This is a genomic window from Pseudomonas sp. B3G-3 (assembly GCF_028640915.1).
GTDB classification, from domain to species: Bacteria; Pseudomonadota; Gammaproteobacteria; order Pseudomonadales; family Pseudomonadaceae; genus Aquipseudomonas; species Aquipseudomonas chlororaphis_I.
Genome location: NZ_JAQZAB010000133.1, coordinates 1 through 25,459 on the forward strand (window position 1 = coordinate 1; position 25,459 = coordinate 25,459).

The 25,459-nt window shown below is 63.7% G+C and carries 23 protein-coding genes; 14 read left to right on the plus strand and 9 right to left on the minus strand.

The window, feature by feature from the left end; all coding sequences use genetic code 11:
• Nucleotides 1-837, plus strand: an 837-nt coding sequence (locus PVZ80_RS30105) for an ABC transporter permease subunit (RefSeq protein WP_273864936.1), incomplete at its 5' end; no start/stop codon positions are given.
• Between the two features lie 288 nt (nucleotides 838-1,125).
• Here the strand turns inward: PVZ80_RS30105 and PVZ80_RS30110 are convergent.
• Both PVZ80_RS30110 and PVZ80_RS30115 read right to left on the minus strand, forming a co-directional pair.
• Nucleotides 1,126-3,537 carry a penicillin acylase family protein gene (locus PVZ80_RS30110; RefSeq protein WP_273864937.1) on the minus strand — a complete coding sequence of 804 codons (2,412 nt, stop codon included), beginning with the start codon at nucleotides 3,535-3,537 and terminating at the stop codon, nucleotides 1,126-1,128.
• A gap of 107 nt (nucleotides 3,538-3,644) precedes the next feature.
• On the minus strand, nucleotides 3,645-4,223 hold the full coding sequence (locus PVZ80_RS30115; RefSeq protein ID WP_009051371.1) for a DUF6436 domain-containing protein: 579 nt from the start codon (nucleotides 4,221-4,223) through the stop codon (nucleotides 3,645-3,647).
• Nucleotides 4,224-4,332: 109 nt separating this feature from the next.
• Between PVZ80_RS30115 and PVZ80_RS30120 the strand changes: the two genes are divergently transcribed.
• A complete protein-coding gene (locus PVZ80_RS30120; RefSeq protein WP_273864938.1) occupies nucleotides 4,333-5,256 on the plus strand; it encodes an alpha/beta hydrolase in 924 nt (307 codons plus the stop codon).
• A 117-nt stretch (nucleotides 5,257-5,373) separates the two neighbouring features.
• Here the strand turns inward: PVZ80_RS30120 and PVZ80_RS30125 are convergent, their stop codons facing one another.
• Nucleotides 5,374-6,126, minus strand: a complete 753-nt coding sequence (locus tag PVZ80_RS30125; RefSeq protein ID WP_016702898.1) for a DUF2059 domain-containing protein — start codon at nucleotides 6,124-6,126, stop codon at nucleotides 5,374-5,376.
• 171 nt (nucleotides 6,127-6,297) lie between these two features.
• On the opposite strand from PVZ80_RS30125, the gene PVZ80_RS30130 reads away from it, so the two are divergent.
• Together PVZ80_RS30130 and PVZ80_RS30135 are read left to right on the plus strand one after the other, a co-directional pair.
• Entirely contained in the window at nucleotides 6,298-6,930 is a 633-nt protein-coding gene (locus tag PVZ80_RS30130; protein ID WP_009051368.1) for a 2OG-Fe(II) oxygenase, read from the plus strand.
• A gap of 2 nt (nucleotides 6,931-6,932) precedes the next feature.
• On the plus strand, nucleotides 6,933-7,415 hold the full coding sequence (locus tag PVZ80_RS30135; RefSeq protein WP_016702899.1) for a DUF523 domain-containing protein: 483 nt from the start codon (nucleotides 6,933-6,935) through the stop codon (nucleotides 7,413-7,415).
• 96 nt (nucleotides 7,416-7,511) lie between these two features.
• On the opposite strand, the gene PVZ80_RS30140 is transcribed toward PVZ80_RS30135, so the two are convergent.
• Nucleotides 7,512-8,285, minus strand: coding sequence for a transporter substrate-binding domain-containing protein (locus tag PVZ80_RS30140; protein WP_028683526.1), 774 nt, complete (start codon nucleotides 8,283-8,285; stop codon nucleotides 7,512-7,514).
• Nucleotides 8,286-8,418: 133 nt separating this feature from the next.
• Here PVZ80_RS30140 and PVZ80_RS30145 point away from each other — a divergent pair, with 133 nt between their 5' ends.
• On the plus strand, nucleotides 8,419-8,856 hold the full coding sequence (locus PVZ80_RS30145) for a DUF4399 domain-containing protein (RefSeq protein ID WP_009051365.1): 438 nt from the start codon (nucleotides 8,419-8,421) through the stop codon (nucleotides 8,854-8,856).
• An 86-nt stretch (nucleotides 8,857-8,942) separates the two neighbouring features.
• On the opposite strand, the gene serA is transcribed toward PVZ80_RS30145, so the two are convergent.
• Nucleotides 8,943-10,172, minus strand: a complete 1,230-nt coding sequence (serA, locus tag PVZ80_RS30150; RefSeq protein ID WP_007932850.1) for a phosphoglycerate dehydrogenase — start codon at nucleotides 10,170-10,172, stop codon at nucleotides 8,943-8,945.
• A gap of 204 nt (nucleotides 10,173-10,376) precedes the next feature.
• On the opposite strand from serA, the gene PVZ80_RS30155 reads away from it, so the two are divergent.
• From PVZ80_RS30155 to PVZ80_RS30170, 4 genes are all read left to right on the plus strand, one after another.
• On the plus strand, nucleotides 10,377-11,771 hold the full coding sequence (locus tag PVZ80_RS30155) for an FAD-binding oxidoreductase (RefSeq protein ID WP_016702901.1): 1,395 nt from the start codon (nucleotides 10,377-10,379) through the stop codon (nucleotides 11,769-11,771).
• Nucleotides 11,772-11,826: 55 nt separating this feature from the next.
• Entirely contained in the window at nucleotides 11,827-12,492 is a 666-nt protein-coding gene (locus PVZ80_RS30160) for a fumarylacetoacetate hydrolase family protein (protein ID WP_028683527.1), read from the plus strand.
• A gap of 190 nt (nucleotides 12,493-12,682) precedes the next feature.
• On the plus strand, nucleotides 12,683-13,612 hold the full coding sequence (locus PVZ80_RS30165) for an SdiA-regulated domain-containing protein (protein WP_009051362.1): 930 nt from the start codon (nucleotides 12,683-12,685) through the stop codon (nucleotides 13,610-13,612).
• Nucleotides 13,613-13,727: 115 nt separating this feature from the next.
• Nucleotides 13,728-14,639 (plus strand): SdiA-regulated domain-containing protein, encoded by a 912-nt coding sequence (locus tag PVZ80_RS30170; RefSeq protein WP_009051361.1) that lies wholly within the window; start codon nucleotides 13,728-13,730, stop codon nucleotides 14,637-14,639.
• A 186-nt stretch (nucleotides 14,640-14,825) separates the two neighbouring features.
• Here PVZ80_RS30170 and PVZ80_RS30175 read toward each other — a convergent pair whose 3' ends face one another.
• Both PVZ80_RS30175 and rpiA read right to left on the minus strand, forming a co-directional pair.
• Nucleotides 14,826-16,778 carry an autotransporter domain-containing protein gene (locus PVZ80_RS30175; protein ID WP_273864939.1) on the minus strand — a complete coding sequence of 651 codons (1,953 nt, stop codon included), beginning with the start codon at nucleotides 16,776-16,778 and terminating at the stop codon, nucleotides 14,826-14,828.
• Between the two features lie 296 nt (nucleotides 16,779-17,074).
• Nucleotides 17,075-17,746 (minus strand): ribose-5-phosphate isomerase RpiA, encoded by a 672-nt coding sequence (gene rpiA, locus PVZ80_RS30180; RefSeq protein WP_009051359.1) that lies wholly within the window; start codon nucleotides 17,744-17,746, stop codon nucleotides 17,075-17,077.
• Nucleotides 17,747-18,030: 284 nt separating this feature from the next.
• Between rpiA and ilvA the strand changes: the two genes are divergently transcribed.
• On the plus strand, nucleotides 18,031-19,545 hold the full coding sequence (gene ilvA / locus PVZ80_RS30185) for a threonine ammonia-lyase, biosynthetic (RefSeq protein WP_009051358.1): 1,515 nt from the start codon (nucleotides 18,031-18,033) through the stop codon (nucleotides 19,543-19,545).
• 40 nt (nucleotides 19,546-19,585) lie between these two features.
• Entirely contained in the window at nucleotides 19,586-20,014 is a 429-nt protein-coding gene (locus PVZ80_RS30190) for a DUF2269 family protein (RefSeq protein WP_009051357.1), read from the plus strand.
• A gap of 81 nt (nucleotides 20,015-20,095) precedes the next feature.
• Here PVZ80_RS30190 and PVZ80_RS30195 read toward each other — a convergent pair whose 3' ends face one another.
• Nucleotides 20,096-20,752: an HAD family hydrolase gene (locus PVZ80_RS30195; protein ID WP_009051356.1), complete on the minus strand. Its 657-nt coding sequence runs from the start codon at nucleotides 20,750-20,752 to the stop codon at nucleotides 20,096-20,098.
• Between the two features lie 143 nt (nucleotides 20,753-20,895).
• On the opposite strand from PVZ80_RS30195, the gene PVZ80_RS30200 reads away from it, so the two are divergent.
• Nucleotides 20,896-21,375, plus strand: coding sequence for an RNA pyrophosphohydrolase (locus PVZ80_RS30200; RefSeq protein ID WP_007927344.1), 480 nt, complete (start codon nucleotides 20,896-20,898; stop codon nucleotides 21,373-21,375).
• A gap of 22 nt (nucleotides 21,376-21,397) precedes the next feature.
• Nucleotides 21,398-23,677 (plus strand): phosphoenolpyruvate--protein phosphotransferase, encoded by a 2,280-nt coding sequence (ptsP, locus tag PVZ80_RS30205; protein WP_016704812.1) that lies wholly within the window; start codon nucleotides 21,398-21,400, stop codon nucleotides 23,675-23,677.
• An 87-nt stretch (nucleotides 23,678-23,764) separates the two neighbouring features.
• On the opposite strand, the gene PVZ80_RS30210 is transcribed toward ptsP, so the two are convergent.
• Nucleotides 23,765-24,511: an NRDE family protein gene (locus tag PVZ80_RS30210; RefSeq protein ID WP_029527260.1), complete on the minus strand. Its 747-nt coding sequence runs from the start codon at nucleotides 24,509-24,511 to the stop codon at nucleotides 23,765-23,767.
• Between the two features lie 123 nt (nucleotides 24,512-24,634).
• On the opposite strand from PVZ80_RS30210, the gene PVZ80_RS30215 reads away from it, so the two are divergent.
• Entirely contained in the window at nucleotides 24,635-25,417 is a 783-nt protein-coding gene (locus tag PVZ80_RS30215) for a sulfite exporter TauE/SafE family protein (protein WP_009051353.1), read from the plus strand.
• Nucleotides 25,418-25,459: the final 42 nt, after the last annotated feature.

Sequence of the window (25,459 nt, forward strand, 5' to 3'; positions counted from 1 at the left end):
TACCTGCCGATGCTGATCCTGGTGATCTACTCGTTCAACGCCTCCAAGCTGGTGACGGTCTGGGGCGGCTGGTCGGTGAAGTGGTACGTCGGCCTGCTGGACAACTCGCAACTGATGGGCTCGGTGGTGCGCTCCCTGGAGATCGCCTGCTACACCGCGATCGCCGCGGTGGCCCTGGGCACCCTGGCGGCCTTCGTGCTGACCCGTATCACCCACTTCAAGGGCCGCACACTGTTCGGCGGCCTGGTCACCGCGCCGCTGGTGATGCCGGAAGTGATTACCGGTCTGTCGCTGTTGCTGCTGTTCGTGGCCATGGCGCAGATGATCGGCTGGCCGCAGGAGCGTGGCATCGTCACCATCTGGATCGCCCACACCACGTTCTGCGCGGCCTATGTGGCGGTGGTGGTGTCGGCGCGCCTGCGTGAGCTGGACCTGTCCATCGAAGAGGCGGCCATGGACCTGGGGGCGCGGCCGTGGAAGGTGTTTTTCCTGATCACCATCCCGATGATCGCGCCATCGCTGGCGGCGGGCGGCATGATGTCCTTCGCCCTGTCCCTGGACGACCTGGTGCTGGCGAGCTTCGTTTCTGGCCCGGGTTCCACCACCTTGCCGATGGAAGTGTTCTCGGCGGTGCGCCTCGGCGTGAAGCCGGAGATCAACGCCGTGGCCAGCCTGATCCTGCTGGCGGTGTCGCTGGTGACCTTCCTGGTCTGGTACTTCAGCCGTCAGGCCGAAGAGCGCCGCAAGCGCGCCATCCAGCAAGCCATCGAAGAGGCCGCGGCCGATTCCTGGAAACAGCCGGACGTGCGCCGCGCACAGGCCCCGGAAGCGGCCTGATAGGCAACAGCCGGAAGGCTTTGACCGTGACAAGACATCGCCCCTGTTCAGGGGCGATGTCGTTTTCGGGGGTAGCCGCTGCCACAGGCTGCGATAGGTCCGAAGGACCTCGGCGACCTTGAGACCGCTGCGACCGTTCCGGTCGATCGCAGCCTGCGGCAGCGGCTACAGTGATAGCTTCGAAAGCGCTTCAGCTCGCGGGTCTTGGCATCCAGCACATCGTTTTCCGCCGCCGCCGCTTCGCCAGCAAGCTGGCTCCTGCAGGTTATGCATCGTTCACCGTGAGGCTTACTGTGCCGCCCGCGCCGGCAACAGTTTCAGGGTGCTGTGGGTATTGGCCATGACTTCTTCTTCGTTGAAGTGCGCCTGCTGGTACACCCCTTCGATATAGGCCTCGGCCTGGTCCTGATAGTGCTTGTCGAACAGCACACCGCTTTGCCCGACCGGGTTGACGGTCAGGCTGTGGGCCGGGTCGGCGAAGTCGATCAGGCGCCGGGTTGAAGGGCCGTAGGTCACCGGCCAGGGCGCCGGGCCGATCTTGGCCGATTGATTGTTGGGCACCTCGTGGGTGCCCGGCGCGGCGAACGGGCCGACGTTGAAAACCCGGTCCAGGGGTTTCTGCAGGCCCAGCGGGTGGCCGTGGGTCAGGGTATGCGCCTGGCCCCACAGCCATTTGCTCGAGTCGTCGCCAAAGGTCGCCTTGAGATGAGCGAGGCTAGTGCGCCAGGCAACCCTGACCGTGTCGGCGCGGCTTTCCCGGCCGAGCGTGTTGCGGTTGTCCCACCAGGGCGAGTCGGCGGAGGCGGCCAGGCGTGGCAGCGTGGCGTCTATCACCCGGGTGGACAGCAGGGTGTCGAAGAAGGCGTCGCCCAACTCGTCGTGAAAGGCCGCGTCGGTGAGGTTGAACAGGAACTGGTTGAACAGGGTGGCGCTGGTGGAGTCCAGCGGGTAGTCGCCTTTCCACTGCGCCAGCTGCTCCACCAGCTTGAGTTCCTGCGGGTCGCTCACCACTTCGCGCAACACTGGCAGCAGCGGCGCCAGCAGGCGCGGGCCGTAGGCGGTGGTGGTGCCCAGCTGGAGTTTCTGGCTGGCTTCGATATCCCACTTCACGCTCTTGTCACTGAGCTGGCGGTCCAGTTGCTGGCCGCGGTCGGCGAGGTTGTAGTAACCGGGAATTTCCATGCCGGTGGGCGAGACCGGCTGGAAGTTGGCCGAAACGATATAGCCGCGCGCCGGGTTTTCTTCCTGCGGGTTGGCGCTGAACGGGTAGAAGCCTTCTTTGTCCGCCAGCGAGGTGCTGCCATCGAGGATGAACGCGCCCTTGGCGCCAATCGGGCGCTTGGGCAATAGCGCCGCGGCCCACCAGCCGATATCGCCCTTGGCGTTGGCCCAGACGATGTTCAAGCCCGGCGCCTGGACCTTGGACGCGGCGCTGCGGGCCTTGGCCAGGGTGTCGGCGCGGTTGAGCTGGTAGAAGCCGTCGAGGATCGGGTTCGGCGTCTCGAGGAAGGCCCACCACATGGCGATCGGCGTCTTGCCGGCATTGGCCCCGAGCACGTCGTTGATGATCGGCCCGTGGGGCGACTGGCGCAGGATCTGGGTGACCTGCGGCTGGCCCTTCACCGCGATCTGCTGCTCGCTGTTGACCAGGTCGACCCACTTGCCGCGGTACCAGACCTGGTTGGCGTTGTTCGGGTTGACCTTCTCGGCGATCAGGTCCAGGTCGTCGTTCTGGAACATGGTCAGGCTCCAGCCGAAGTCCAGGTTGTGGCCGAGAAAGGCGAAGGGCACCAGCGCCTGGTGATGACCGTAGAGCTCGAAGCCCGGCGCCGACAGCTGGGCTTCGTACCACACCGACGGCACCGCGAAGCGGATGTGCGGGTCGCCGGCCAGCAATGGCTTGCCGCTCTTGGTGCGGCTGCCGGACACCGCCCAGGCGTTGCTGCCCTCGAATTGCGGCAGGCCGGCGTCGGCCAGGGCCTGTTCGCTCAGCCGGGCGATGGTGCCCAGGTCCTGCCAGTCGCTGGCGGCCAGGCTTGGCGCCAGCGGGCCGCGGCCCTTGGCCAGGGCACCCTTGGGCTGCCAGTCGAGGTCGAAGACTTTCAGGTAGTCGCTGCCGAGCTGGTCGCGCACGTAGGTCAGCAGCGGCTCGGTGCGGAAGGCCGCGGCGAAGCTGTAGGCCATGTAGCCGGCGACGCTGATGCTGTCCTCGGCGGTGAAGGAACGCTTGGGAATGCCGAGGACGTCGAACTCGATCGGTTGCGGGTGGCTGTTCTGATACTGGTTGACTCCGTCCAGGTAGGCTTGCAGGCCCTTCCAGGCAGGGGACTGGCGATCCAGCCCGGCGACGTAGCTGTCGGCGCGCTCGCGGATACGCAGGCTGCGGAACAGTTTGTCGGTGTCGAGCAGTTTGGGGCCGAGTATCTCGGCCAGCTCACCGCGAGCCAGGCGCCGCATGACTTCCATCTGGAACAGCCGGTCCTGGGCGTGGACATAGCCCAGCGCGCGGTACAGGTCGGTTTCGTTTTCCGCGCGGATATGCGGCACGCCGCGTTCGTCGTAACGCACCGTGACCGAGCCCTGCAGGCGCTCCAGCTCGACCTGGCCCTGGCGCGACGGCTGCTTGCTGTACAGGTACCAGCCCCCACCCGCGGCAAGAGCGAGGATCAGGACGACGAGTACGGTCAGGCTGCGTTTCATGGTGACTCCTTGTTCTTTCTGCGATTTGCCTGCCGTGGGGGAGGGCAAACATTTAGCACAGGCCTTCTGTGCCGGGCATCCGTTGTCTGGGAAAAGTCAGGAATGCCTTAATCCGTCTGTTTCGGCCATGGACAATAACAGCCCACCGCCAAGGTGTGGGTGGCGCTCACCGTACGGCCTTCGTGCAGGGCCTGGAGGATAGGTTCGATAAAGCTGTTGCTGGAGTTGCAGGTCAGGCCTTCGCTGTAGGGGCCGAAATAGGCCAGGGTGCCGTTGCGGTCCCAGATCGCCACGGCCGGGCTGGCGGGGATCTGCTCCGAGCCGGGCAGGCCGTCGAGGACTTTCAGGCGGCTCAGGGTGGCGGGCAACTGGCCGTGGCTGCCGGCCTTCTGTACCGAGTAGAACTCCACGCCCTGCGGGCCGTAGTGCTCGATCAGCTCGGCTAGGTGCTGCTGGTTGCCGACATTGCACGGGCAGGCCGGGTCCCAGAAGTGCACCAGGCGGATGACGCCTTCGCCGGCGAGGCCAGGAGGCAGTTGCAGCGGGTCGCCGGAAAATACCGCGGTGTGTTCGCTGAAGGTCCGCAGGAAACGTCCCTGGAACCAGTCGTAGGCGACCCACAGCACCCCGGCGCACAGGAGGGCGAGCAGGCTGGCAAGCAGGGTCGTGCGGTAGGGCAGACGCATACGGATCATTCCTCGAAGGTCGCGTAGCTTGCCATGCTTGCCCCGACAGATGAATATCGCAGGCCGATAAAGCCTGTTTCGCGTTCCGCGCCACCCTGGGAAAACCCTTATGCCTGCGACCTTCGACCCCGACCTTCTGCGCGCCAGCCTGCGGCCCCTGGCCGAGGCGCAGCCGCTCTCGGCCCAGGCGCAGGCCTATCAGCGTTTCTATGGGCTGGATCTGCCGGTCAAGCGTGGGCTGGGGCGTTTCGCGGTCGGCGGTTTTGAGGTGGTCGGCCAGGTCTGGTGGCCCGAACAGCCGGTGGCGACCTTGTTTCTGCTGCACGGTTTCTACGATCACATGGGCTTGTACCGGCATGTGATCGAATGGGCGCTGGAGCGGCAGTGGGCGGTGATTGCCTGCGACTTGCCGGGCCACGGCCTGTCCAGCGGCGAGCGCGCCAGCATCGATGATTTCGCGGTGTACCAGGCGGTGCTGCAAGGCTTGTTCGGCGAGGCCCGGTCTCTCGATCTGCCGCAGCCCTGGCACCTGTGCGGGCAAAGCACGGGCGGTGCGATCGTGATCGATCACCTGCTCAACCAGGGTGCCCAGAGCCCGGCCCAGGGCCAGGTGATCCTGCTGTCGCCGCTGGTACGCCCGCGTGCCTGGGGCTGGTCGAAGCTCAGCTATTACATGCTCCGGCCTTTCGTCAAAGGCATCGCCCGGCGCTTCAGCGAGAACTCCACCGATCCCGATTTCCTGCCGTTCCTGCAGCGCGACCCGTTGCAGCCGTTGCGCCTGCCGACCGCCTGGGTCGGGGCGTTGGCGCAATGGATCAAGCGCATCGAGCTGGCCCCGCGCAGCAGTCGGCAGCTCTTGATCGTTCAGGGGCAGGCGGACATGACGGTGGATTGGCAGCACAACCTGCAGGTGATCCGGCAGAAGTTCCAGCAGCCCCAGGTGCTGATGCTGCCCGAGGCGCGGCATCACCTGGCGAACGAGGCGGCGCGCATTCGCCAGGAGTACTTCGCTTTCCTCAACCAGCATCTTTGAACGGATTCATGCGTCTGTAGCCGCTGCCGAAGGCTCGGGCTGACTGGTACGGACGCGGCGATCTCGCGACCGCTGAGGTCCTTCGGACCTATCGCAGCCTGCGGCAGCGGCTACAGGTCAGGGTGCGAGGCTGGAAGTGCTCTGGCCGACAGCCAGCCCGGCGCGGATCGCGGCCAGGGCGGCTTGATAGTAGGCCTTGCCTTCGGCGGACTCGGCGAAGTTGGCGAACTCTTCCAGCTCGGGGTCGGACAGGTCGCGATAGACGTACAGCAGGGTGTTGTTCAGGTCGTTGCCGATCTGCGCCATCAGCCGCTGGCGCTGGCCATTGAGCATGTTCTGCGCCTGGCCGGCCCCCAATAGGCCGGGGATCATCTGGCTCAGGCTGTCGGCGGCCACGCCGGCGATCGCCAGGCTGACTTCCGCGCCGGCTTCACGGGCCGGCAGCGCCTGGGCCAGGTGGCCGATGATCAATTGACGGGTGTCGCTGGCCTGCATCTTCGGCAGGCCCTGGGCATTTTTCGCCAACTGGTCGCGGCGGGTCGCCAGCAGTTCGGCGGCGACGATCTTGCGCCCCAGCGGCGACTGGAAAAACGCCAGGGCCGGTTTCGGATCGGCGAGGTTCTGCCGCAGCTGCGCCTGGGCACGGCGGTCCATGGCCTGCGGGGCGAAGCGCTGGTTGCTGTTATTGACCAGCGCCTGATAGACCGCTGGCGGCAGGCTATTCTGGTAACGCTGCTGGGCAGCGGTGAGGGCATCGTTGAAATGCGCACGTTGTTCCGGCCAGCCAGCGACCTTGTACAACTGGTCGTGGCCGTCTGCCCAGGCGGGCAATACACAGAACATCAACAGTGAAAAAAGCAAACGGCGCATAAGGACTCCTGTCGGCAGCCCACTATTCTCCGGGGCAAGGCGATGGTTGTCGAGAATTCGTATCAGGTTCAGTACGCAAACTGTCCGATCGAACGACGAACAGAGACAGCGCCAGGCTGCTTGGTCAGAATTATCGAGATGATCTGTCGGATTCATCTGGGTGTGGATACTATGCGCGCCATGCAAATACCCTCTGATCACCCACTGCTGTTACGCATTGTCGATGACCTGGCCACCCGTGGCTGGTCGCAGCAGAACATCTTCCTGCCAGAAGCCCTGACCCTGGAGCTGGCGGCCGAGTGCCGCAAGCGCGCGGCCGAAGGTGAGCTGGCGCCGGCGGCGGTTGGCCGTGGCCCGGCGCAGGAGATTCGCGAGGGGATCCGTGGCGATCACATCCAGTGGCTCGAGCCCGGCCAGGCCGACTGCTGCGATACCTACCTGGGCTTGATGGACAGCCTGCGCGAGGCGCTGAACCGTGGGTTGTTCCTCGGCCTGGAAGACTTCGAAAGCCATTTCGCGCTGTACCCGCCAGGTGCGTTCTACCTCAAGCACGTCGACCGTTTCCGCGACGATGACCGGCGCATGGTGTCGGCGGTGATCTACCTCAACCAGGACTGGCTGCCGGAGCAGGGCGGGCAACTGCGCATGTACTTCGATGGCGAAAGCGAATACGACGTGGATCCCGCTGGAGGCCGGCTGGTGGTGTTCCTCTCCGGCGAGGTGCCCCATGAAGTCCTGCCCGCGACCCGCGAGCGCCTGTCCCTGACGGGCTGGTTCCGCCGGCGCGGCAACGAGCCGTTCTGATCATGCACAAGATCCTGGTCAGTCGCTGCCTGTTGGGCCACCGCGTGCGTTACGACGGTGGCGCCAGCGGGCCGTTCGATCAACTGGCGAGCTGGCAGGCCGAAGGGCGGGTGGTCGCGTTGTGTCCGGAAGTCGCCGGCGGCCTGCCAACGCCACGGGCGGCGGCGGAAATACCCGGAGGGCAGGGCGGCGAAGTGCTCGATGGCCTGGCGCAGGTCATCACCACCGAGGGCGAAGATGTCAGCGCCGAGTTCCTCAGCGGTGCCCGGCAGGCGCTGGAACTGGTGCGCGAACACGGGATTCGCATCGCCGTGCTCAAGGCCAACAGCCCGTCGTGCGGCAACCTGCTGACCTACGACGGCAGCTTCAGTGGGGTCAAGGTCAGCGGCGAGGGCGTCACCGCCGCCTTGCTCAAGCGCGCCGGGGTGCAAGTCTTCAGCGAGCTGGAACTGGCCGAGGCCGCCGCGGCCCTGGCCTCGCTCTAACGCCCCTGTAGCCGCTGCCGCAGGCTGCGAAAGGTCCGCAGGACTTCAGCGATATCACCTTCTGCGCAGCCGCAGCCTTCTGCAGCGATTACAGCATCAAGGCTTGGGTGGCTTGCTCGCATCCATGCCGAACCATTTTTCCGACAACGCCATCAGCCGGCCATCGGCCTTGATGCGCTGCAGCGCGCCGTCGAGGCTCGCCTGGAACGCCGGATTACCTTTCTGGAACGGGATCGCCAGGCTCAGGGTCGGCCCGACCTTGGCGCCTTCCTTCACCGGCAGGCGGCTGTCGCGAATGGCGTAGGGGATCAGCAGGCGGTCGCTGATGGCGGCGTCGAGCTGCTTGTCCGCCACATCCTTGATCGGCTGCTGGGCGTTCGGGTAGCTGCGCAGGTCGATGCCTTCCACGGTGCGCGCCTGCTCGACGAACTGGCTGCCCTGGGCTACGCCCAGTGCCTGGCCCTGGAGCGCCTGCAGGCTGCCCAGCGTGCGCTCTTCTTCCTTGCGTACGATCAATTGTGCGCTGGAATAACTGTAAGGCTCGCTGAAGTCGAAACGATCCTTGAGTTCCGCAGTCATTGCTATGTGATTGATGGCGACGTCGTAGCGGCCGCTTTCGACGCCTGGCAGCAGGTCGGCGGCGTCGGTGACCACGAAGTCCGCCCGCACATCCAGCTCGCGGGCAAGCAGTTGGCCCAGCTCGACTTCGAAGCCGGTGAGCTTGCCGTCGTCCTTGAAGTTGAAGGGTGGGGTATTGGCTTCCAGGGCGATACGCAGTTCCCCGCGGTCATTCACATCGTCGATCAGTTCGGCTTGAGCGTAAGTGCTCACAAGAGGTAGCAAAAGTATCAGGCCAGGCAGGAAACGCATGGTCACTCCTTGAATTTATATGTGCGATGCGCTGTTCAGGCTCGCTTTGCTATGGTGTTGATTGCCCTTCGACAACGATATGCCACGAAGTTGTCATAACCGTACCGATTTTGCGGAAAAACTGGAGAATAGAATGAAAACCTTTATATCTCGTGCTGCATTGGCCGGCCTGATGCTGGGGGCTTCGATGCTGGCTTCTGCGGCGGATATTCCTCGCACCAAGGCGCCGGAAGGCGCTTCTGTCTTTATCGTCACCCCGGTCAATGGCGATACCGTGGCCAAGACCTTCAAGGTCAAGTTCGGCGTCAGCGACATCTCCCTGGCGCCCGCCGGCGACCAGACTCCGCACACCGGGCACCACCACCTGCTGGTCGACGTCGACAAGCTGCCGGCCGAAAACATGCCGATCCCGGCCGACGCCCAGCACATCCACTTCGGCAAGGCTCAGACCGAAACCGAACTGACCCTGGCCCCGGGCAAGCACACCCTGCAGCTGGAGCTGGGCGACAAGAACCACGTGCCGTTCGACCCGCCAATCGTTTCGGAAAAGATCACCATCACCGTCAAGTAAGCGTGCCGGCGAAAACTGCCTGTAAATAACTGCCTGTAAATAAAAAGGGAGGCCCCAGGGCCTCCCTTTTTATTGCCAGCGAGTGCTTAGAACAGCACGCGACTGCGGATGGTGCCGTTGACGTGTTGCAGCTTCTCTTGCGCCAGCTCCGAGTATTCGGCGTCGACGTCGATCACCACATAGCCAACCTTCTCGTTGGTCTGCAGGAACTGACCGGAGATGTTGATGCCGTTTTCCGCGAAGACCTTGTTGATCTCGCTCATCACACCCGGGATGTTCTCGTGGATGTGCAGCAGGCGGTGCTTGCCAGGGTGAGCCGGCAGGGCCACTTCCGGGAAGTTCACAGACGATACCGAAGTACCGTTGTCGCTGTACTTGACCAGCTTCTCCGCCACTTCCAGGCCGATGTTGGCCTGGGCTTCGGCGGTCGAGCCACCGATGTGCGGGGTCAGGATCACGTTATCCAGGCCACGCAGCGGGCTTTCGAACTCTTCGTCGTTGGAGCGTGGCTCCACCGGGAACACGTCGATGGCGGCGCCGATCAGGTGCTTGTCCTTGATCGCCGCGGCCAGGTGGTCCAGCTCGACCACGGTGCCGCGCGCGGCGTTGATCAGGATGCCGCCTTTCTTGATGGCGCGAATTTCCTTCTCGCCGATCATCCACTGGGTGGCAGCGGTTTCCGGAACGTGCAGGGTGACGATGTCGGACATGCCCAGCAGCTCGTGCAGGTTGCCGACCTGGGTGGCGTTACCCAGTGGCAGCTTGGTCACGGTGTCGTAGAAGAACACCTGCATCCCCAGGCCTTCGGCCAGGACCGACAGTTGGGTGCCGATCGAGCCGTAGCCGACGATGCCCAGCTTCTTGCCACGGATCTCGAAGGAGTTGGCCGCGCTCTTGATCCAGCCGCCACGGTGGCAGGAGGCGTTCTTCTCTGGGATACCGCGCAGCAGCAGGATCGCTTCGGCCAGCACCAGTTCGGCTACGGAACGGGTGTTGGAGTACGGTGCGTTGAACACCGCGATGCCGCGCTCGCGAGCCGCGTCGAGGTCGACCTGGTTGGTGCCGATGCAGAAGCAGCCAACAGCAACGAGCTTCTTCGCGTGATCGAAGATTTCTTCAGTCAGTTGGGTGCGGGAGCGAATGCCGATGAAGTGCGCATCAGCGATCTTTTCCTTCAGCTGGGCTTCCGGCAGAGAACCGGTGAGGTACTCGATACTGGTGTAGCCCGCGGCCTTGAGGACGTCGACAGCCGATTGGTGGACGCCTTCGAGAAGAAGGAACTTGATCTTGCTCTTATCGAGAGAAGTCTTGCTCATCTGCGTAAACCTGTGTCCCGGAGAAAAATGGCAGGAAATGGTCAACAGATGCTGACCCGGACGGCAGGAAAGCCGTCGCCGCAGAACGCCCTTCGGCACTATTCTGCGGGGGGTCGTATGCTAGCATACGGACCCCGCGAAACACTCGTTCCTGCGACGTGAAGCGTTCTCAGGATGACCATGAATTGTTCGAGAGTTCTGTCGATGACCAATCCTGCGCTGATTGATGAGCTGAAGACCCTGGTCGAGGCTGGCAAGGTCCTGACCGACGCCGACTCCCTGAACGCTTACGGCAAGGATTGGACCAAGCACTTCGCGCCGGCGCCGAGCGCCATCGTCTTTCCCAAGACCATCGAGCAGGTCCAGGCCATCGTGCGCTGGGCCAACCGGCACAAGGTCGCGCTGGTGCCGTCCGGCGGCCGTACCGGCTTGTCGGCCGCGGCGGTGGCAGCTAATGGCGAAGTGGTGGTGTCTTTCGACTACATGAACCAGATCCTCGACCTGAACCTGACCGACCGCACCGCGGTCTGCCAGCCGGGCGTGGTGACCGCGCAGTTGCAGAACCGCGCCGAAGAAAACGGCCTGTATTACCCGGTGGACTTCGCTTCCGCCGGTTCCAGCCAGATTGGCGGCAATATCGCCACCAATGCCGGCGGGATCAAGGTGATTCGCTACGGCATGACCCGCAACTGGGTGGCCGGGATGAAGGTGGTCACCGGCAAGGGCGACCTGCTGGAACTGAACAAGGACCTGGTCAAGAACGCCACCGGCTACGACCTGCGCCAGCTGTTCATCGGTGCCGAGGGCACCCTGGGTTTCGTGGTCGAGGCGACCATGCGCCTGGAGCGCGCGCCGAACAACCTCACGGCGATGGTGCTCGGGACTCCGGATTTCGACTCGATCATGCCGGTGCTGCATGCCTTCCAGGGCAAGCTCGACCTGACCGCCTTCGAATTCTTCTCCGACAAGGCCCTGGCCAAGATCCTCGGCCGCGGTGATGTGCCGGCGCCGTTCGAGACCGATTGCCCGTTCTATGTGCTGCTGGAGTTCGAAGCCAGCAACGAGGACGTGGCCAACGACGCCCTGGCCACCTTCGAGCACTGCGTGGAGCAGGGCTGGGTGCTGGACGGCGTGATGAGCCAGAGCGAGCAGCAACTGCAGAACCTGTGGAAATTGCGCGAGTACATCTCCGAAACCATCTCGCACTGGACACCGTACAAGAACGACATTTCGGTCACCGTGTCGAAGGTGCCGGCTTTCCTGAAGGATATTGACGCGATCGTCGCGCAAAACTATCCGGACTTCGAAGTAGTCTGGTATGGCCACATCGGTGACGGCAACCTGCACCTGAACATCCTCAAGCCGGATGACCTGAGCAAGGACGAGTTCTTCGCCAAGTGCGCCACCGTCAACAAGTGGGTGTTCGAAACCGTCGAGAAGTACAACGGCTCGATTTCCGCCGAGCACGGCGTGGGCATGACCAAGCGCGATTACCTGACCTACAGCCGTTCGCCGGTGGAAATCGATTACATGAAGGCGGTCAAGGCGGTGTTCGACCCGAACGGCATCATGAACCCGGGCAAGATTTTCGCTGTTTGACCCCAGGGTCACTCAAGCAGCGGTACCTGATGAACCAAACGAGCAGGAGTCGGTAATGAGCTATCAGCACCAGTATGTCGACGGTACCCGTATTCATTTCCCGGTCGGCAAGATCGTGTGCATCGGGCGCAACTATGCCGAGCACGCCAAGGAACTGGACAATCCGGTGCCGACCGAGCCGCTGCTGTTTATCAAGCCGGGCAGTTGCGTGGTGCCGCTGGAAGGCGGCTTTGCCATCCCCACCGAACGTGGCTCCGTGCATTACGAGGCGGAAATCGCGGTACTGATCGGCAAGCCGCTGTCGACCAAGCCCAGCCGTGAGGAAGTGCTGGATGCCATCTCCGGTTTCGCCCCGGCCCTGGACTTGACCCTGCGCGACAAGCAGGCCGAGCTCAAGGCCAAGGGGCTGCCCTGGGAAATCTCCAAGTGCTTCGACGGCGCCTGCGTGCTGGCGCCATTCGTGGTCGGCAGCACCTTCCCGGACCTGACCGACATCAATATTCGCCTGACCATCAACGGCGAAGTCCGCCAGGACGGCAACAGCAGCATCATGCTCAACCCGATCGTACCGATGATCCAGTACATGGCCGGCTGCTTCTCCCTGCAGGCGGGCGACGTGATCCTGACTGGCACGCCGGTGGGTGTGGGGCCGTTGAACGTAGGCGATGAGCTGGTGCTGGAGCTGCCGGGCGTCAGCCGCTTCGAAAGTCGCGTCAGCTGATCCAGCCGGTTTTCGACGCGAGGCTCGCCTGCAATGGGCGGGCCTCTTCAGCGAAAGTACCGGCATCTGGGGCGTTTCAGACCCTTTGCCGTTTTTTTCACATCCGTTCTGGATAATTTTCCGATTACAGACGTCTGAGTCTGCCCCGATGTGCTATTACCCATAGCTGGTTTTCTGGAACGCGCTCCCCATGTCCATGCCTCACACCCCCGAGCTTCAAACGGTTCGTCGTCGCGGTTTGTTCCACATGCGCTGGTATTCCTGGCTGTTGCTGGCGGGCATCGTGAGCTATGGCGTCGCGATCGCCATGCACTGGGACGACCGTGGCCTGCTCTGGGTGCTGGAGCGTTTCGAAACTCCGGCCGAGCGCCAGGAAAGTGTCTGGCTGCCGGATTACCGCGCGGTGATCGACGCCAAGGTGCTGCCGGGCATGGAGAAGGACGAGGCCTCCGACCTGGCCTACAACCCGCAGACCAAGACCCTGTTTTCGGTGATGGGCAAGAACCCGTTCCTGGTCGAGCTGAACCTGCAGGGCGATGTGCTGCGCAAGATGCCGCTGGTGGGCTGGAGCAACCCGGAGGGGGTGACGGTCATGGAGAACGGCCTGCTGGGGATCGTCGACGAGCGCGATCACCTGCTGACCATCGTCAAGGTGGATGCCAATACCCGCGAGCTGAACATTTCCGACTTCCCGAAATACGACCTGGGGCCCTCTCAGGACCAGAACAAGGCGTTCGAAGCCGTGGCCTGGGACCCGCGCAAGCAGCAGTTGCTGCTGGGCGAGGAGCGTCCGCCGGCGCTGTTCACCTGGAACAGCGATGGCAGCCAGACCCTCAAGGGCGACAAGCAGAAGCTGGAAAGCGATGAGCTGGACCTGCGCAACCTGTCCGCCCTGAGCATCGACCCACGCACCGGTCATACCCTGGTGCTGTCCGCCGACTCGCACATGCTGCTGGAGCTGGACGAAACCGGCGAGCAGGTCAGCTTCATGACCTTGCTGGGCGGTTTCAACGGCCTGAAAGACACCATTCCGCGGGCCGAGGGCGTGGCCATGGATGAGCTGGGCAACCTGTACATGGTCAGCGAACCCAACCTGTTCTATCGCTTTGAGAAGCACTGATTCAGCAGTTTCTAGCGGCAAAAGGCCATAATCTGGCATACGCCCGTTGCGATTAAGTTTAAATTCATCCGGCTGTGATATTTCATCCGCCTGATTTGTATTTGAGCTTGCCAGCATGCGTCGACTCGCCTATCCCAAACCGCTGTTCCTCCTCCTGTGTTTTATCGTGCTGGTGCTGCTGGGCATTGCCGGACAGCACCACCGTTACTTCGAGCGCCTGTGGTTCAACTGGCGGGTCATGTCGCAGCCGGTCAACACCGATGCCATTGGCCTGGATGGCTATCGGGTGAGTCTCGAAGCACAAAAGATCGAAGGTCTGGATGATGTCTCGGCGCTGACCTACGACCCGGTGCGCAAAAGCCTGTTCACCGTGACCAACAAGAATGCCGAGCTGATCGAGCTGTCGCTCGACGGGCGCATCCTGCGGCGCATCGCCCTGACCGGTTTTGGCGATCCGGAAGCGGTCGAGTTCATCAGCGCCGACACCTACGTGATTACCGACGAGCGCCAGCAGCGGCTGATCAAGATTCATCTGGAGGAGGACACGGTGTTCCTCGACGCGGCGGATGCCGAGCAGATGACCCTGGGTGTGCACATGAGTGGCAACAAGGGTTTCGAGGGCCTGGCCTACGATTCGGTGGGCAAGCGCCTGTTCGTCGCCAAGGAACGCGACCCGATGCTGATCTACGAGGTCAAGGGCTTCCCGCATTACGACCCGGAGAAGTCCTACGCGGTGCATGTGGTCAACAACCCCAAGCGCGATGCCGGGTTGTTCGTGCGTGACCTGTCCAGCCTGCAATACGACGAGCGCACCGGGCATCTGCTGGCGCTGTCGGATGAGTCGTGGCTGGTGCTGGAACTGGATGTGGATGGCCGGCCCCTGAGCACCATGTCGCTGCGCAAGGGGCGGCAAGGTTTGCAGGCCACGGTGCCGCAGGCCGAAGGCATTGCCATGGATGACGACGGCACCCTGTACCTGGTCAGCGAGCCGAACCTGTTCTACGTCTTCAAGAAGCCGACCCCGTAACCCTGTAGCCGCTGCCGAGCCTGCGAGGCTGCGCCCGGGCGCGCAGCGGCCGCAAACCAGGCAACCCCATCCTCCCAGACAGTCCGCATGCACCGGATCAGCGAGGACTGCGTCGGAATGCCGCCCACCTCGTACGCAGCCTCGCAAGCTCGGCAGCGGCTACAAGGATCGGCTACAGGCTACCGCTTAAAACTGCCACTGCACGCCGAGGGAGTAGCCGGTCTGGCTGCCTTCGGCGTGACCGATCCGGCCATTGACCTCGGCGTACAGCCCTAGCTGTGGCGTGATCGCCAGCTGGCTGCCGAGCTGGGCGCGGCCGAAGCTCTTGTCTACACCGCCCAGGCGAGCCACGCGCACTTGACCATCGGCGCGGCTGGTCAGGTCCAGGTCGTCCAGGCGGCCATCTCCCAGCTCCTTGACCCAGGCCAGGTCGCCATAAGGCAGCAGGCTCATGCCGTAGGGCAGGGTGACGGCGCCGCGAACGCGCCAGCCGAGGCTGGCTTCCAGCGAATCGAATGACTGCTCCTCATAACCCAGCGCCGTGCGCAGGTCCTGCTTCTCGTGGAAGCGGTCGATGCGGTAGTGGGTGTAATCGAGGCCAGCGAAGGGGCCGCTCTTGATCGCCCCGAAATCCAGGTCGTAACCACCGAGCACACGGGCGCCCAGGGTCAGGGCGTCGGTATCGCCCGTCAGTTTCTGGTTCAGCAGCACCGGGCCGCCGTTGGCCTGAATCACCAGATTGCGCTTGGATTCGAAGCGGGTGCGGCCGACGCTCAGGTCGCCGGCCAGCCATTGCGGGCCGCTGTCATTGAGCAAGGCGTAGACCGCCGCCTGCCAGGTATCGCTGTCGAGCTTGCCGCGATGCTCGAGCTTGTCGCGACCGTTCTGGTAGCTGAGGCTGGCGCCAACGTTCAGGCTCGAATTGAGCTGGTAGTCACCCAGGGCATGTACCCCCAGCCGGCGCGCCTCGGGATTCGGCGCGCTGTCGAAACCGCTGTCGGGGCTGTATTCACCGTCGATGCCGATCTCGCCATCGAAACTGCCGACTTCGCGACCCATCGCCTGCAAGGTCAGCCAGCGCCGGTCGTGCAGCCGGACCATGGCCTGATGCTGGCGTTGCAGATGATCCTGCTGGTTGCGCGCCACGGCGCCGCCGGAAGCGGTGGAGGCCAGCAGGTCGGCATTGGTCAGCTCCAGGACCAGGCGGCTGAGCAGGCGCGAGTAATCGCGCAGGCGCTGGTCGATGCGTTCCTGGCCGAAGGCGTTGGTCAGCACCGCCTTATTGTCCTCAGTGGGATCGTGCCAGGTGGAGCCGCCGGGGATGGCCGGGTTGGTGGTCTGGGTGTAGCCATCCAGGTCACCGATTTCCCAGTTGGTGGCCTCGATGTAGAGAATCGGGATGTTCAGCCCTTCGAAGGCCTCGCCGTCGCTGCAGCAGCCGGTGCCCGCGGGGTATGCCGGGTCGAGGCCGGGGTTGGTGAACAGATTGATCTGCAGTTCCCTGGCGATCTGCAGGGTGTGTTCGCGCAACGAGGCCAGGGCCGGGTTGGCGGTGCTGTTCTGGCCGGCATGGGCGTACATCATGTCGCCGGTGATCAGGCTGTCGAGGTTGATCATGGCCAGCATGTTGGCGCGCTGGCTGGCGCTGAGGGAGTCGACGAACGCCCTGGAGCCGCGCAGGCCTTCCTCCTCGGCACCGAAGCCGACCACCTGCAAGCCGTTTTCCAGCTGCAGCCCGCCGAGGTTACGGGCGATCTCGGTCAGGACGCTGGCGCCGGAGCCGTTGTCGTCCAGGCCTTGCAGGGTCGGGCGGCCGAAATAGGTATCGAAGTGCGCGCCGACCACCACGTACTGCGGCTTGGTCCCGGCGGCGTAGGCCACCACGTTTTGCGAGCTGCGGCTGCTGCCACCGGCGGTCCAGGAAAAGTCCTGGCGGCTGATGTCGTAGGCGCTGCCCATCTGGCTCTGCATCCAGTCGGCGGCACCGGCGAAGTTGGCGGTGCCACGGTAGCGGCCCGGGTAGTCGTTGATCAGTTTGTCGAGGGTGGTGGCTGCGTGTTCGCCATATTCATAGGCGAGGGCCTGGGTGGACAGCAGGACGCTGGCAAGACTGACAGCAAGCGTGAGGGGTTTGAGCACGGTGATCTTCCTTGAGGGTGAAAAACGGGGGCCGTTGCACAATGCGCGCCTCTTTCCCTGGGCGACCCTGGATTGGCGCATTGCTTAAACCGAACGTCGCCTGGCGGTAATTTGTAACGGATTTGATACGGGAAGTCGTGGGCCGTGCTGAGACCTGGTGCGCGAATCTGGATATTTCTGCGGCTAAATGCGGCGAAAAGTAGCGGTGCGGGCGGAGTTGGTGCGGGGAGAGGCGGGGGAAGGTATGGATCGAAGCATTCGCCCCCGCCATTGCGGCAGGGGCGAAATCGGCGGCATCAGGCGGTGAGGGTCTTCACGCCTTCACTGGTGCCCAGCAGCAGTACGTCGGCCGGGCGGGCGGCGAACAGGCCGTTGGTGACCACGCCGACAATCGCATTGATCTGTGCTTCCAGTTCCACCGGATTGGTGATCTGCATGTTGTGCACGTCGAGGATGATGTTGCCGTTGTCGGTGATCACGCCTTCCCGGTAGACCGGGTCGCCGCCCAGCTTCACCAGCTCGCGGGCCACGTGGCTGCGGGCCATCGGGATCACTTCCACCGGCAGCGGGAAGGCGCCCAGCACCGGTACCAGCTTGCTGGCGTCGGCGATGCAGATAAAGGTCTTGGCCACGGCCGCGACGATCTTTTCGCGGGTCAGGGCCGCGCCGCCGCCCTTGATCAGGTTCAGGTGCTCGTCGCTTTCGTCGGCGCCGTCGATGTAGAACTCCAGGTCGCTGACGGTGTTCAGTTCGTACACCGGGATGCCGTGGCCCTTGAGGCGCGCCGCGGTGGCTTCGGAGCTGGCGACCGCGCCATCGAAGGCGGCCTTGTGCTGGGCCAGGGCGTCGATGAAGCAGTTGGCGGTGGAGCCGGTGCCGACCCCGACGATGCTCTTGTCATCGAGTTTCGGGAGGATGAGGTCGACGGCAGCCTGGGCCACGGCCTGTTTGAGTTGATCCTGGGTCATGCGGGCTCCGGAAGCGGGCAAGGGGGAACGGAAAGGCCGGCATTATAGGCCGGTGTCCTGAGCAGGTCATTGCCCGTTTGGCGAACCGCTTTTGGTAGCCGCTGCCGAAGGCTGCGATCGACCGTCAGGTCGTGACGGACGAGAGTGCGCTGGAGGTCCTACGGACCTATCGCAGCCTTCGGCGGCGGCTACAGAGGGTTAAACCTCTGGATTCGTGTGGTCGCCCGGGCAAACGCTGGGTTAGACTCGCTGGCCCTGCCCAACCCGCTCAGTGATGCTTTCCGATGCTCGAACAGTACGTCAAAAAGATCCTCACCTCGCGCGTTTACGACGTTGCCGTAGAAACCCCGTTGCAGACTGCCCGCCAGCTCTCCGAGCGGCTGGGCAATCAGATCTGGCTCAAGCGCGAAGACTTGCAGCCGGTGTTCTCGTTCAAGATTCGTGGCGCCTACAACAAGCTGACCCAGCTCAGCGACGCGGAGCGCGCCCGTGGCGTGGTCACCGCCTCGGCCGGCAACCATGCCCAGGGCCTGGCCCTGGCGGCCAAGGTGCTGGGGGTGAAGGCGACCATCGTGATGCCCAAGACCACCCCGGAGATCAAGGTCGAAGGCGTGCGCTCGCGCGGCGGCAAAGTGGTGCTGCACGGCGATTCCTTTCCCGAAGCCCTGGCCTACTCGCTGAAGCTGGTGGACGAAAAAGGCTACGTCTATATCCACCCGTACGACGATCCGCACACCATCGCCGGGCAGGGCACCGTGGCGATGGAAATCCTGCGCCAGCATCCGGGGCGCCTGGATGCGATCTTCGTGCCGGTCGGCGGTGGCGGCCTGATCGCCGGGATCGCGGCCTACGTCAAATACCTGCGGCCGGAAATCAAGATCATCGGCGTCGAGCCGGACGACTCCAACTGCCTGCAAGCGGCGATGGCCGCCGGCGAGCGCGTGGTGCTGCCGACCGTGGGCATCTTCGCCGACGGCGTCGCGGTGGCGCAGATCGGCCAGCACACCTTCGACATCTGCAAGGACTACGTGGATGAAGTGATCACCGTCAGCACCGACGAGATCTGCGCGGCGATCAAGGACATCTACGACGACACCCGCTCCATCACCGAACCGGCTGGCGCCCTGGGCGTGGCCGGGATCAAGAAGTACGTCGAGCAGCGTGGCGTCAGCGGGCAGACCCTGGTGGCCATCGACTCTGGCGCCAACGTCAACTTCGACCGCCTGCGCCATGTCGCTGAGCGCGCCGAGCTGGGCGAGGGCCGCGAAGCCATCATCGCCGTGACCATTCCCGAACAGCCGGGGAGCTTCAAGGCGTTCTGCGAAGCCATCGGCAAGCGCCAGATCACCGAATTCAACTACCGCTACAACACCGGCAGCGAAGCGCACATCTTCGTTGGCGTGCAGACCCACCCGGAAAACGATCCGCGCAGCGCGCTGATCGCCAGCCTGTCCGAACAGGGCTTCCCGGTGACCGACCTGACCGACAACGAACTGGCCAAGCTGCATATCCGTCATATGGTCGGCGGGCATGCCGCGCGGGTCAGCGACGAAGTGGTGTTCCGCTTCGAGTTCCCGGAGCGCCCGGGCGCGCTGTTCAACTTCCTCAACAAGCTCGGCGGGCGCTGGAACATCTCGATGTTCCACTACCGCAACCATGGCGCGGCCGATGGCCGGGTGGTCGCCGGCCTGCAAGTGCCGGCGAGCGAACGCCATCTGGTGCCGGCGGCGCTGGAGCAGATCGGTTACCCGTATTGGGACGAGAGTGATAACCCGGCGTATCAGCTGTTCCTCGGCTGAACGGCTACGCTGGTGGGCTAGGCCTCAAGGAGTCGATTACATGGAAACGCTGACCGTCCTCAAAACCGTCCATATCCTGGCCACCGTGTTGCTGCTGGGCAGTGCGCTAGGGCTGGCGATCTGGGTCTGGCGCGCTCGTAGCAAGGGTGACGCAAGCATCTACAGCCGGCTGTTGCGCCGGCCACTGGTGTTCGTCTGGCTGTTGCTGGTGATCTGCCTGGCCAGCCTGCCGTTCAGCGGCTGGTGGCTGGTGCATCTGCTGGGCTGGTCGCTGGGGCAGACCTGGATCCTGGCCTCCAGCCTGATCTATACCCTGGGTGCCCTGAGCTGTTTCTGGCTGCTGGCGCGGCTCAATCGGGTCCGGATCGCTTCGGGTGTAGGGAGTCCGAAGTTCACCCTGGCGCTGGCGGTGTTCAGCTTCGTGTGTTTCTTCGCCATTGCCGGGTTGATGGGCGCCAAGCCTGTCTGATCGGCTTTTAGCATTGTTATCGCGAGCAAGCTCGCTCCTACAGAGATTGGCGTAGGAGCGAGCTTGCTCGCGATGGCGTCCTCAGGTGCGCAGGCTGATCACCGGCCAGCCACGCTGCTGGGCCAGGGCCCGCAGGTTCGGGTCCGGATCCACGGCGATCGGGTTCGCCACCAGATCCAGCAGCGGCAAGTCATTCATCGAATCGCTATAGAAGTAGCTGTCTTCCAGGCTGTGGCCGGTTTCCTCGAGCCAGCGCGTCAGGCGGGTGACCTTGCCTTCGCGAAAGCACGGGACGTCGATGCTGCGCCCGGTGTAGCGGCCGTCTTGCATCTCGCACTCGGTGGCGATCAGGGTTTCCACGCCCAGGCGTTCGGCGATCGGCGCGGTGACGAAGCGGTTGGTGGCGGTGATGATCACCAGCTTGTCGCCGGCGGCCTTGTGCTTGGCCAGCAATTGCGCTGCCTTGGGCAGCATCAGCGGCTCGATGCAGTCGCGCATGTAGTCGCGGTGCCACTGGTCGAGCACGTCCATCTCGGTGCGGCCGAGAACCTCCAGGCAGAAGTTCAGGTACGCGGCCTGGTCGAGCTTGCCGGCCAGGTAGTCCTGGTAGAACTCGTCGTTGCGGGCTTTGTAGGCGACGGCGTCGAGGAAGCCTCGTTCGCACAGGTAATCGCCCCAGGCGTGGTCACTGTCGCCGCCCAGAAGGGTGTTGTCCAAGTCGAATAAAGCCAGGCGCATCACGGTTACTCGCTGATAAGTCTGAAAAAAGGCGTCCAGAATACGGTCTTTTCACAAGAGTGCACATAAGCTAGGAAGCCTCGTTGCTGCTTTCACAACCTTTGTGGAACAATGCGGCGACATGCGTTTGCGAGGTTGTTGCCGTGATCGACCCCGATGGTTTCCGCCCCAATGTCGGGATCATTCTGACGAATGATGCCGGCCAGGTGCTATGGGCTCGCCGTATCAATCAAGATGCCTGGCAGTTTCCGCAAGGGGGAATCAACCCCGAAGAGACGCCGGAAGACGCTCTGTACCGCGAGTTGAACGAAGAAGTAGGCCTGGAACGCGAAGATGTGCAAATTCTCGCCTGCACCCGGGGCTGGTTGCGCTATCGTTTGCCGCAACGCCTGGTCCGTACCCACAGCCAACCGCTGTGCATCGGCCAGAAACAGAAATGGTTTCTCCTGCGCCTGATCTCCAACGAGCAGCGGGTGCGGATGGATTTGACCGGTAAACCGGAGTTCGATGGCTGGCGCTGGGTCAGTTATTGGTATCCGTTGGGCCAGGTGGTGACATTCAAGCGCGAGGTTTATCGCCGCGCTCTCAAAGAGCTTGCCCCGCGCCTTCTAGCGCGCGACTGACGACGGAGTTCGACCCCGAGCCATGCTCAATACGCTGCGCAAGATCGTCCAGGAAGTTAACTCCGCCAAGGATCTCAAGGCGGCGTTGGGGATTATTGTGTTGCGCGTCAAAGAGGCCATGGGCAGCCAGGTCTGCTCGGTCTATCTGCTGGATCCGGAGACCAACCGTTTTGTCCTGATGGCCACCGAGGGCTTGAACAAGCGCTCGATCGGCAAGGTCAGCATGGCACCCAACGAAGGTCTGGTCGGCCTGGTCGGTACGCGCGAAGAACCGCTGAACCTCGAAAACGCCGCCGATCACCCGCGTTATCGCTACTTCGCCGAGACCGGCGAGGAGCGCTATGCTTCCTTCCTCGGCGCGCCGATCATTCACCACCGCCGGGTCGTCGGCGTTCTGGTCATCCAGCAAAAGGAGCGTCGTCAGTTCGACGAGGGCGAAGAAGCCTTCCTGGTGACCATGAGCGCCCAACTGGCGGGGGTTATCGCTCATGCCGAAGCCACCGGTTCGATCCGTGGCCTGGGTCGTCAGGGCAAGGGTATCCAGGAAGCCAAGTTCATCGGGGTGCCCGGCTCGCCCGGCGCGGCGGTCGGTACCGCGGTGGTCATGCTGCCGCCGGCCGACCTGGACGTGGTGCCTGACAAGAGCATTACCGACATCGACGCCGAGCTGGCGTTGTTCAAGACCGCCATCGAAGGCGTGCGCGCCGACATGCGCACCCTCTCGGAAAAACTCGCCACCCAGCTGCGTCCCGAAGAGCGGGCGCTGTTCGACGTCTACCTGATGATGCTCGACGATGCCTCCCTGGGCAGCGAAGTGACCACCGTGATCAAGACCGGCCAGTGGGCCCAGGGCGCGTTGCGCCAGGTGGTCACCGATCACGTCAACCGTTTCGAACTGATGGACGATGCCTACCTGCGCGAGCGGGCGTCGGACGTCAAGGACCTGGGCCGCCGCCTGCTGGCCTACCTGCAGGAAGAACGCCAGCAAACCCTGGTCTACCCCGACAACACTATCCTGGTCAGCGAAGAACTGACGCCGGCCATGCTCGGCGAGGTGCCGGAAGGCAAGCTGGTCGGCCTGGTCTCGGTATTGGGTTCGGGCAACTCCCACGTGGCGATCCTGGCCCGGGCCATGGGCATCCCGACGGTGATGGGCCTGGTCGACCTGCCGTACTCGAAAGTCGACGGCATCCAGATGATCGTCGATGGCTACCACGGCGAGGTCTACACCAACCCCAGCGATGTGCTGCGCAAGCAGTTCGCCGATGTGGTCGAGGAAGAACGGCAGCTGGCCCAGGGCCTGGATGCGCTGCGCGACCAGCCGTGCGTGACGCTGGACGGCCACCGCATGCCGCTGTGGGTCAACACCGGCCTGCTGGCGGACGTGGCGCGGGCGCAGAAGCGCGGCGCCGAAGGCGTGGGTCTGTACCGCACCGAAGTGCCGTTCATGATCAACCAACGCTTCCCGAGCGAAAAGGAGCAGCTGGCGATCTATCGCGAGCAACTTGCGGCCTTCCACCCGCAACCGGTGACGATGCGCAGCCTGGACATCGGCGGCGATAAGTCACTGTCGTATTTCCCGATCAAGGAAGACAACCCCTTCCTCGGCTGGCGCGGCATTCGCGTCACCCTCGACCATCCCGAGATTTTCCTCGTCCAGACCCGCGCCATGCTCAAGGCCAGCGAAGGCCTGAACAACCTGCGCATTCTCCTGCCGATGATCTCCGGCACCCACGAGCTGGAAGAAGCTCTGCACCTGATCCACCGCGCCTGGGGCGAAGTGCGCGACGAAGGCACCGACGTGCCGATGCCGCCGATCGGGGTGATGATCGAGATCCCGGCCGCGGTGTACCAGACCAAGGAACTGGCGCGCCAGGTGGACTTCCTGTCGGTCGGCTCCAACGACCTGACCCAGTACCTGCTGGCCGTGGACCGCAACAACCCGCGGGTGGCGGATCTCTACGACTACCTGCATCCGGCGGTGCTGCAAGCCTTGCAGACCGTGGTGCGCGACGCCCATGCCGAAGGCAAGCCGGTGAGCATCTGCGGCGAGATGGCCGGCGATCCGGCGGCGGCGGTGTTGCTGATGGCAATGGGCTTCGACAGCCTGTCGATGAACGCCACCAACCTGCCGAAAGTGAAGTGGATGCTGCGTCAGATCAATCTCAGCAAGGCCAAGGAACTGCTGGCCGAGTTGATGACCATCGACAACCCGCAAGTTATCCACAGCTCGCTGCAACTGGCGCTGAAGAACCTGGGCCTGGCGCGGATGATCAATCCGGCATCGGCCAAGACTCTTTAAAAACGATCGCGAGCAAGCTCACTCCTACAGACGTCGCCAAACCCTGTAGGAGCGAGCTTGCTCGCGATAGCGTACTTTCAGACACCGCTAAACCTTCAGCTCCACTTCCCCCAGATGCCCGCCATAGGGCCCGAAGCTGCGCTCGACTATGTGCCTGGAACCATCGGCCCGGACGATCAGCGCCGTGCTGGCCCGCGTGCCATAACTGGGGCTGGCGATAAACACGCTCGACAGCAGGCTCTCGGTGGCCAGGCCGACCCCGGTGTCGGGAAGGTCGGCAAACGGCGCGGTCTGCGCATCGCTGAGCAGGGCGAGCAGAGCCTGGGGGTGCGGGTCGTGCAGTACTTCCTGCAGCGCCGCCTTGGCCTTGAGCAGCTTGGGCCAGGGTGTGTCGAGCCCGGCATTCGACAGGCCGTACACGCCACTGTCCAGTTGCTGCGGCTCACGGGCCTGGGCGTTGTAGTGCCAGAGCTGGTCAGGGGTGCCTATCAGCAGGTTGAAGCCGGCATATTCCAGGGATCGGCCGACAACGTCGCTGAAATAGTCGTCTATCGACATCTTGTTGCTGAGAAAACGCGCTACCAGCTCGCCTCGGGAACGGCGTGCAGGGGGCTGGTGGGGATTGCGGATATTGGTCAGGGCGGCGAAGCGTCCGTCGGCGCCGAGGCCGAGCCAGGTACCGCCTGCCTCCAGATCGCGGCCGGCGTAGATGTCGGGCGCTTCGGGCCATTGCGCCAGCGGCAGGCTGGGGCGGGCGTAGAACTCGTCACGGTTGGCCGCGACGATCAGGGGCAGGGCGTGGCCCGGCCGCCAGGCGAATACGATCAAGCACATCAGGTCGTCCCTTTTGTGTTTTTTGCCCACTCTACGCACAGATCGACTGGGTATCCATCGCCATCCAGTGGAGCCAAGGGCCATGCATCCGTTACCATGCCGCTCTCTTTTCGGGATGCCTCCATGGAATTTCTGCTCTATCTGCTGCTGGGGGCCTGCGCCGGCGTATTGGCTGGTCTGTTTGGCGTGGGTGGCGGCATCATCATCGTGCCCGTGCTGGTGTTCAGCTTCACCCTGCAAGGTTTCGATCCGTCGATCCTGACCCACCTGGCGGTCGGCACGTCGCTGGCGACCATCATCTTCACCTCGGTCAACGCGGTTCGCGAACACCAGCGCAGGGGCGCGGTGCGCTGGCCGATCTTTGCCTGGATGACCCTGGGCATCCTGCTCGGCGCCGGGGTCGGGGCGCTGACGGCCGAAGCGATCTCCGGGCCGAACCTGCAGAAAATCATCGGTGTCTTCGCCCTGGTGATCGCCCTGCAGATGACCCTGGACCTGCGGCCCAAGGCCAGCCGCGACGTTCCCGGCAAGCTCGGGCTGACCCTGGCCGGCAGTGTGATCGGCTGGGCTTCGGCGATTTTCGGCATCGGCGGCGGCTCGCTGACCGTGCCGTTCCTGACCTGGCGCAGCGTGCCGATGCAGCAGGCGGTGGCCACGTCCTCGGCCTGTGGTTTGCCGATTGCCGTGGCCAGTGCAATAAGTTTCATGATTCTGGGCTGGCATGATCCGTCGCTGCCGGCTCATAGTCTGGGTTTTGTGTATTTGCCGGCGCTGCTGGGCATTGCCCTGACCAGCATGGTCTTTGCCCGGTTCGGCGCGCGACTGGCCCATCGACTGTCTCCGCGCCTGTTGAAGCGGCTGTTCGCCGGCCTGCTGTTCGTGGTCGGCCTGACGTTCCTGCTCTGACAGGTTTCGCAATCCTGGCTTAATCCGCGCGTGACATGGTCG

Coding starts and splice junctions, on each gene's coding strand:
- PVZ80_RS30215 (WP_009051353.1), top strand. CDS start 24,635: ATGGAATTTCTGCTCTATCTGCTGCTGGGGGCCTGCGCCGGCGTATTG.
- PVZ80_RS30145 (WP_009051365.1), top strand. CDS start 8,419: ATGAAAACCTTTATATCTCGTGCTGCATTGGCCGGCCTGATGCTGGGG.
- PVZ80_RS30170 (WP_009051361.1), top strand. CDS start 13,728: ATGCGTCGACTCGCCTATCCCAAACCGCTGTTCCTCCTCCTGTGTTTT.
- PVZ80_RS30120 (WP_273864938.1), top strand. CDS start 4,333: ATGCCTGCGACCTTCGACCCCGACCTTCTGCGCGCCAGCCTGCGGCCC.
- PVZ80_RS30160 (WP_028683527.1), top strand. CDS start 11,827: ATGAGCTATCAGCACCAGTATGTCGACGGTACCCGTATTCATTTCCCG.
- PVZ80_RS30155 (WP_016702901.1), top strand. CDS start 10,377: ATGACCAATCCTGCGCTGATTGATGAGCTGAAGACCCTGGTCGAGGCT.
- ilvA (WP_009051358.1), top strand. CDS start 18,031: ATGCTCGAACAGTACGTCAAAAAGATCCTCACCTCGCGCGTTTACGAC.
- PVZ80_RS30110 (WP_273864937.1), bottom strand. CDS start 3,537: ATGAAACGCAGCCTGACCGTACTCGTCGTCCTGATCCTCGCTCTTGCC.
- ptsP (WP_016704812.1), top strand. CDS start 21,398: ATGCTCAATACGCTGCGCAAGATCGTCCAGGAAGTTAACTCCGCCAAG.
- PVZ80_RS30125 (WP_016702898.1), bottom strand. CDS start 6,126: ATGCGCCGTTTGCTTTTTTCACTGTTGATGTTCTGTGTATTGCCCGCC.
- PVZ80_RS30115 (WP_009051371.1), bottom strand. CDS start 4,223: ATGCGTCTGCCCTACCGCACGACCCTGCTTGCCAGCCTGCTCGCCCTC.
- PVZ80_RS30165 (WP_009051362.1), top strand. CDS start 12,683: ATGTCCATGCCTCACACCCCCGAGCTTCAAACGGTTCGTCGTCGCGGT.
- PVZ80_RS30130 (WP_009051368.1), top strand. CDS start 6,298: ATGCGCGCCATGCAAATACCCTCTGATCACCCACTGCTGTTACGCATT.
- PVZ80_RS30190 (WP_009051357.1), top strand. CDS start 19,586: ATGGAAACGCTGACCGTCCTCAAAACCGTCCATATCCTGGCCACCGTG.
- PVZ80_RS30195 (WP_009051356.1), bottom strand. CDS start 20,752: ATGCGCCTGGCTTTATTCGACTTGGACAACACCCTTCTGGGCGGCGAC.
- serA (WP_007932850.1), bottom strand. CDS start 10,172: ATGAGCAAGACTTCTCTCGATAAGAGCAAGATCAAGTTCCTTCTTCTC.
- PVZ80_RS30140 (WP_028683526.1), bottom strand. CDS start 8,285: ATGCGTTTCCTGCCTGGCCTGATACTTTTGCTACCTCTTGTGAGCACT.
- PVZ80_RS30135 (WP_016702899.1), top strand. CDS start 6,933: ATGCACAAGATCCTGGTCAGTCGCTGCCTGTTGGGCCACCGCGTGCGT.
- PVZ80_RS30210 (WP_029527260.1), bottom strand. CDS start 24,511: ATGTGCTTGATCGTATTCGCCTGGCGGCCGGGCCACGCCCTGCCCCTG.
- rpiA (WP_009051359.1), bottom strand. CDS start 17,746: ATGACCCAGGATCAACTCAAACAGGCCGTGGCCCAGGCTGCCGTCGAC.